Origin of the sequence: Flavobacterium sp., from assembly GCF_044361015.1 — a bacterium.
Taxonomy (GTDB): Bacteria; Bacteroidota; Bacteroidia; order Flavobacteriales; family Flavobacteriaceae; genus Flavobacterium.
Genome location: NZ_JBIKJL010000086.1, coordinates 1 through 5892 on the forward strand (window position 1 = coordinate 1; position 5892 = coordinate 5892).

Consider the following 5892-nt stretch of genomic DNA (forward strand, 5'->3'; position numbering starts at 1 on the left):
GTGGTTTAAAAGAAATCTTCGGAAAAGATTTTGAAAAAATTGCCAAAGAGCAAATATCCTTAATCAAAGAAATTTCGGCTCACATCGAAGGAATCAATTCTAATGTTGAAGCAATGACCGAAGCTCGCAAAAAAGCAAATGTTTTAACTGATGCTCAAAAAATGGCCGAAACATATTGTGACAAAGTAAAACCATACTTTGAAATCATCAGAGAACATTGCGATAAATTAGAGCTTTTGGTTGACGACGAAATCTGGACGATAACGAAATATAGAGAATTGTTGTTTACGAGATAAATTTCACTCATAAAGAAGTAGCCATGAATTTTACTAATTGCCACGAATTAATTTGTGCTAATTAGTGTAATTCGTGGCTATAATTTTTATTAATGAATCATATATGTTTGTTTTTGAATTGTGGCTTTTTTGATAAAACATTAATTTTTTTTATCAAAATGCTACACTATTAAAATAATTTTATATTTTCGTATCGCTTATGAAAATAAATACTTTTTTCAAAAAATAAAAATGCTCCAGGCATTAAAAAAATCTTGACAATATAACCCTTGGAAGTAGAGTGGTATTTAAACAGTGAGTTTTGTGTGTTCAAAAATACTACATCAAAATTTTTTTGATTTTGATCACAACAAATTAAATTTCCAATAAATTTACACTAAAACGGGTGGGATAACGAAAGTTGTCCCACTTTGTTTTTTTATGCAAGTGATAAAATTAATTAGATGTATTTTTGTTATTGTAAAAACATCAACCATGAAAATGCTATTAACAGCACTATTGTTTTTTTGTATAATTCAAAATATTTCTGCTCAGGAACAGTCATCCTATTATTTTGACACAAATAAATCGGAATTAAAAAAGCCAGAAATACAAAAGCTGAATGATTGGATTTTGAGTAACAAAGAAGTCAAAATTGTTGCTATTAACGGTTATGCCGATGAGGATGGAACAATAGGTTTTAATGATACGTTAGCCCAAAAACGAGTTGATTTTATTTATCAATTTGTGAAAGATAAAGTAAAAATTAGAGACGATTTTAAAACCCTGAGTTTCGGAAAATTACACAAACAATCCGATAATAAAGCAGAAAATAGAAGAGTAACCGTTTATTATATTGAAGCAAAAGATTTAGCCAGAGAAGATGAGATTTTAGGAATTGTTAAAGAGGAAATCACTCCAAAACTAAAACCTAAAAAACAATTTCCGGAAGCCATTGTCATTCAAAATCCAAATGGAACCGAATCTACTTTTGAGTTAGATGTAGCCTTTATGCAAGAAGTTGATGCGGCAAAACCCGGTGAAAAACTAAAATTGGAAAACCTTAATTTTCAATTAAATACCTTTGCCATCGTGAGTGAAAGTCGAGGGAAATTATATGAATTACTCATCGTGATGCAACAAAATTCTGAACTTTCTATCGATATTCAAGGACATTTGTGTTGCATGCCGACTGATAGAACCAATTTATCATACCAACGAGCCAAAGCAATTGCTCAATTTTTAAGAATGAACGGAATAGAAAACTCGAGAGTCACTTTTCAAGGTTTTGGAAGTGCGCAACCCATCTATCCATTACCGGAAAAAAATGAAGAAGAAAGAGCCGCTAATCGCAGAGTAGAAATTGAAATTGTTAAGAATTGAAAACAATAATCAACTTAATTTCAGTTCTATTTTTTATCCAACTTTCCGCTCAAGAAAAATTGGACGTTTTTTTCGATTTTAATAAAGCCAATCCCAATGCAAATTCTATTCAAATTTTGAACGATTGGATAAAACAAAATCCAACCGCAGAAGTATATAAAATGGAGGGTTATTGTGATACGGTAGATTCGAAAACATACAATATAAAGTTAGCCGAACTACGAATTCACTCCATCGAAACTATTTTAAAACGCAATAAAATAAAAGTAGTCGATAAATTGGAAAGAATTCCTTTTGGTGAGGATTTCGATTTTTCTTTAAACCAAGATGAAAATAGAAAAGTCCACATTTTTTATCAAGTTCCAATGACAAATTCTTTTTCTGAAAAGATAAAAAATCCAAAAGTTGGTGAGTTGTTAAAGTTGAAAGGATTGAATTTTTATAATATGAGCGATGTTGTACTTCCTGATTTGATACCAATTTTGGATGAATTACTTCAAATCATGAATAGTACTCCAACATTAAAAATTGAAATTCAAGGTCATATTTGTTGTAAAGAAGTTGAAGTTGAAGATATTTCAATCAAAAGAGCCAAAACGGTTTACAATTATCTTTTGACTAACGGAATTTCTAAAAATAGAATTTCATACAAAGGATTTGCTTCCACTCGACCCATTTATCCGTTACCGGAAAAAAATGAGGAAGAACGTGTTGCCAATCGAAGAGTTGAAATTTTGATACTTGAAAAATAATGATTTCTCATTGTTTTTAAATTGTGACATTTTCACATTAATCCTATCTTTGCCCAACAATTATTCTGAATCTGAAACAAGTTCAGATTAAACAACACAACTATGAGTTCAGATGCCAGCAAACGTTATGCTCTTCGCGGAGTTTCTGCCACCAAAGAAGACGTGCATAACGCCATAAAAAATATTGATAAAGGTCTATTTCCCAAAGCATTCTGCAAAATTGTTCCCGATTATTTAACCGGAGATGAGGATTATTGTCTTTTGATGCACGCTGATGGTGCGGGAACAAAATCGTCGTTGGCTTATTTATATTGGAAAGAAACAGGCGATATTTCAGTGTGGAAAGGTATTGCACAAGATGCGTTGATTATGAATATTGATGATTTATTGTGTGTAGGAGCAACCGATAATATCATGCTTTCATCCACAATAGGAAGAAATAAAAATTTAATTTCGGCTGAGGTAATTTCTGCCATCATCAACGGAACGGAAGATTTAATTCAGGAATTGAAATCATTTGGCGTAACGATTCATTCCACCGGTGGCGAAACAGCAGATGTAGGTGATTTAGTTCGAACAATAATTGTCGATTCTACTGTAACTGCTCGAATGAAACGCAGCGATGTGATTGATAACGCCAACATTAAATCGGGTGATGTGATTGTGGGATTGGCTTCGTTCGGACAAGCTTCTTACGAAAAAGAATACAATGGCGGAATGGGAAGTAATGGTTTAACATCTGCTCGTCATGATGTTTTTGCAAAGTATTTAGCCGAAAAATATCCGGAAAGCTTTGATGCTGATGTTCCTTCTGATTTGGTTTATTCTGGTCAAGTAAAATTGACAGATGAAGTGGAAAATAGTCCGATTGATGCAGGAAAATTAGTGCTTTCTCCAACTCGAACCTATGCTCCAATTATCAAAGTGATTTTAGAGAAATATTCCCCAAAAGAAATTCACGGAATGGTGCATTGCAGTGGCGGAGCACAAACGAAAATTTTACATTTTATTGATAATTTGCACATTCTCAAAGAAAATTTATTCCCAATTCCGCCTTTATTTAAATTGATTCATGAACAATCCAAAACCGATTGGAAAGAAATGTATCAAGTGTTTAATTGCGGTCACCGAATGGAATTGTATGTTCCTGCTGAAATCGCCAACGACATTATAGAAATTTCAAAATCATTCAACGTCGAGGCTCAAATTGTCGGCAGAGTAGAAGCTTCCGAACAAAAAAAATTAACCATTACCAGTGAATTTGGTACATTTGAATATTAAACTCAATTTTTAAACCCGCAACTCGCAACTTTCAACCCGCTAACCTTTAAAATATGGACTTACCAAAATTCGTTTTAGCAGACAACACCGATTATCCTGAAGATATTTTTGTGATTCACTTAGATTATCCTCGTTTTTTAATCAATTTAAAAGACGACGAAGTAGAATTTCTTGAAGAAATTGATGAAGAAGATGAAAAAGAATTAGAAACCGAAATGGAAAAACTAATTGAATTGGCCGGGGCTTTTTATGATCGGGAGATGGAAAGATATGAAGAGTAAAAAAGTGCCGTTTTAAATTTTAAAACGGCATTTTTATAGTGTTTCTAACTGCTTATACCTACTCTCCATCAAACTCAAATACTTCATTTTAAATTCATCACTCACAAAACTTTTTCCCAAAACGGCTTCCATTTCGGGTTTGGCATATACAAAAAGTTCTAATGTATTGTCCATCACTTTTTTACTTAATCCACATTTTTCGTAAGCAGTTAAAAAATCTTGGTATTTTAATTTTCTTTTTTTGGCATTCAAGGTCAAAGCCAATTCTTCGGTATCAGCCGGATTGACTAAAGCCGTCGGCACTAAATCATAAGCCGGACATAAACTTAAACCTTGTCCTTCTTTTTCCAACAAAGAAAAATTCTTTAAATGCATATCGGAGTTTCCGGTAAAAAAGCTAAACAAAACTTGCTCATAAAAATTGCTCACATCCAAAAGCGGCGTGCTCGAATATTTTAAAACCAATTTTGCAATTTGCTCATGACTTCCTTTGTATTTATCTTCCGTCAGTCTTTCGCTTAATTGGCACATATCTTCCATGTGAAGTTTGGTTTTTCGCGTTCTATCCACTCGTTTGGTGATGTAGCATAGAGTTTCATCTTGTAATTTCACCAAACTATGTGGAACTACTTTTATACCGCAAACATCAGCCATGTGCATGGTTGCACTCTCCAATTCAGGCAATTGCTCATAATGTTCCGATGGAGGTTTAAGTATATAATCGCCATAAAGTCCAACTATGGTGAGTTTTTTTGTTAAATTTTTTTCTTCTTTTCGAAATAAACTCAATGACACTTTCGCTTGAACTCCTGTTACTGCCATTTGGCTTTGGATAACCTTTGAAGCTAACTCTTGCAGATTATCCAAGCTATAATTTAGTTGTGGTGTTTTTAATTGCCCAAAAAAACGTTTGTTGCAAGCTTCATGAAAATCTGAATTACTGTCAAAAAGTGCTTGATAACAATGCAAACAGCGTTTTCCGTAGAAAGTACTTTTTTCGTGTACTTCCATCGGTTGATTTAAATTTGCTAAATATTTCTTTTTATAGTTCTTCATTTTTTACAACACTAATAGCTCCAATGCAATCTTTACAGCAGGTCAGGAGCAATCCCATTCGGTCTTTATAATTTATTTTCCAATTTCTTTCGGCAAGGTCTAATAACCATCCTTCCGGAATTAATCCATCAAAAAAAGCAAAAAGGGTTTTACTTTGATAGGGTTTTTCGGTTAATGGCAAGGTTAAACTAACCGCTTCAGCTTTTTCGCTTTTTAAATAATCGGAATCGTATTGAAATAAATAGCCGTGATCAGTTTCTAAAACTGTTCCGCAGTATTCATTTTTCATATATACTTTTCCGCTTCTATTCATTCGTTAGTAATTTTTCTCTATCCATTGGAATTGGTCCTAATGTTTCTCCAAATAAGCGTAATACATCATTCACTTTATCCATTCGCAAGGTGTTTTTTCCTTGTTCTAATTCCCGCACAAATCGCAATCCTACTCCGGCTTTTAAGGCTAATTCGGGTTGTGTGAGTTTATTTTGCTTTCGTTTTAGTTTAATGTGCTTACTCAAATCGGTTAAATTTTCTCGCATATTTATACCTTTTAAGTTACAAATATACAAAAATATCGAAAAATCACACCATAAAAGGTATATTTTTTAATTTTATTAATATTTTATACCACTTATGGTATAAAAATAAGAATATTACTAATTTTGAATTAGATAGGGTATAAAATATAAGTTTATTTAAAATAAGTAGAGAGCAATTCCATAGCAGCCGCAAAAGGCGAAAGCGTATTGTTTTGCACGGCTTTTTTCTTTTCGTTTAAGTGTTTAGTAATTTCAGGATGGGTGTAAAAATGATTTTTTAATTGCTCATTAATGGTTTCCATCATCCAATATTGGTTTTGCTCTT

The 5892-nt window shown here is 32.7% G+C and carries 7 protein-coding genes and 2 pseudogenes; 5 read left to right on the forward strand and 4 right to left on the reverse strand.

Annotated elements, in window-relative coordinates; all coding sequences use genetic code 11:
- From ACIQ2Z_RS12290 to ACIQ2Z_RS12310, 5 genes and pseudogenes are all read left to right on the forward strand, one after another.
- Positions 1-296 (forward strand): annotated as a pseudogene (locus tag ACIQ2Z_RS12290) (glutamine synthetase type III); the annotation flags it as partial.
- Positions 297-770: 474 nt separating this feature from the next.
- Positions 771-1658 carry an OmpA family protein gene (locus ACIQ2Z_RS12295; RefSeq protein WP_396184461.1) on the forward strand — a complete coding sequence of 296 codons (888 nt, stop codon included), beginning with the start codon at positions 771-773 and terminating at the stop codon, positions 1656-1658.
- A complete protein-coding gene (locus ACIQ2Z_RS12300) occupies positions 1655-2410 on the forward strand; it encodes an OmpA family protein (protein WP_396184462.1) in 756 nt (251 codons plus the stop codon). The genes ACIQ2Z_RS12295 and ACIQ2Z_RS12300 overlap by 4 nt, the downstream gene beginning before the upstream one ends.
- A gap of 102 nt (positions 2411-2512) precedes the next feature.
- A complete protein-coding gene (locus tag ACIQ2Z_RS12305; RefSeq protein ID WP_396184463.1) occupies positions 2513-3691 on the forward strand; it encodes an AIR synthase related protein in 1179 nt (392 codons plus the stop codon).
- A 53-nt stretch (positions 3692-3744) separates the two neighbouring features.
- On the forward strand, positions 3745-3972 hold the full coding sequence (locus tag ACIQ2Z_RS12310) for a hypothetical protein (RefSeq protein WP_396184464.1): 228 nt from the start codon (positions 3745-3747) through the stop codon (positions 3970-3972).
- Between the two features lie 33 nt (positions 3973-4005).
- Here ACIQ2Z_RS12310 and ACIQ2Z_RS12315 read toward each other — a convergent pair whose 3' ends face one another.
- The 4 genes and pseudogenes from ACIQ2Z_RS12315 to ACIQ2Z_RS12330 form a co-directional block, all read right to left on the reverse strand.
- Positions 4006-5028 (reverse strand): HipA domain-containing protein, encoded by a 1023-nt coding sequence (locus tag ACIQ2Z_RS12315; RefSeq protein ID WP_396184465.1) that lies wholly within the window; start codon positions 5026-5028, stop codon positions 4006-4008.
- Positions 5015-5341, reverse strand: a complete 327-nt coding sequence (locus tag ACIQ2Z_RS12320) for a HipA N-terminal domain-containing protein (protein ID WP_396184466.1) — start codon at positions 5339-5341, stop codon at positions 5015-5017. Before ACIQ2Z_RS12320 ends, ACIQ2Z_RS12315 begins: the two co-directional genes overlap by 14 nt.
- Positions 5334-5567 (reverse strand): helix-turn-helix transcriptional regulator, encoded by a 234-nt coding sequence (locus tag ACIQ2Z_RS12325; RefSeq protein WP_396184467.1) that lies wholly within the window; start codon positions 5565-5567, stop codon positions 5334-5336. Before ACIQ2Z_RS12325 ends, ACIQ2Z_RS12320 begins: the two co-directional genes overlap by 8 nt.
- 152 nt (positions 5568-5719) lie before the next feature.
- Positions 5720-5892, reverse strand: a pseudogene (locus tag ACIQ2Z_RS12330) (methylmalonyl Co-A mutase-associated GTPase MeaB); the annotation flags it as partial.

Coding starts and splice junctions, on each gene's coding strand:
- ACIQ2Z_RS12295 (WP_396184461.1), top strand. CDS start 771: ATGAAAATGCTATTAACAGCACTATTGTTTTTTTGTATAATTCAAAAT.
- ACIQ2Z_RS12305 (WP_396184463.1), top strand. CDS start 2,513: ATGAGTTCAGATGCCAGCAAACGTTATGCTCTTCGCGGAGTTTCTGCC.
- ACIQ2Z_RS12310 (WP_396184464.1), top strand. CDS start 3,745: ATGGACTTACCAAAATTCGTTTTAGCAGACAACACCGATTATCCTGAA.
- ACIQ2Z_RS12315 (WP_396184465.1), bottom strand. CDS start 5,028: ATGAAGAACTATAAAAAGAAATATTTAGCAAATTTAAATCAACCGATG.
- ACIQ2Z_RS12320 (WP_396184466.1), bottom strand. CDS start 5,341: ATGAATAGAAGCGGAAAAGTATATATGAAAAATGAATACTGCGGAACA.
- ACIQ2Z_RS12325 (WP_396184467.1), bottom strand. CDS start 5,567: ATGCGAGAAAATTTAACCGATTTGAGTAAGCACATTAAACTAAAACGA.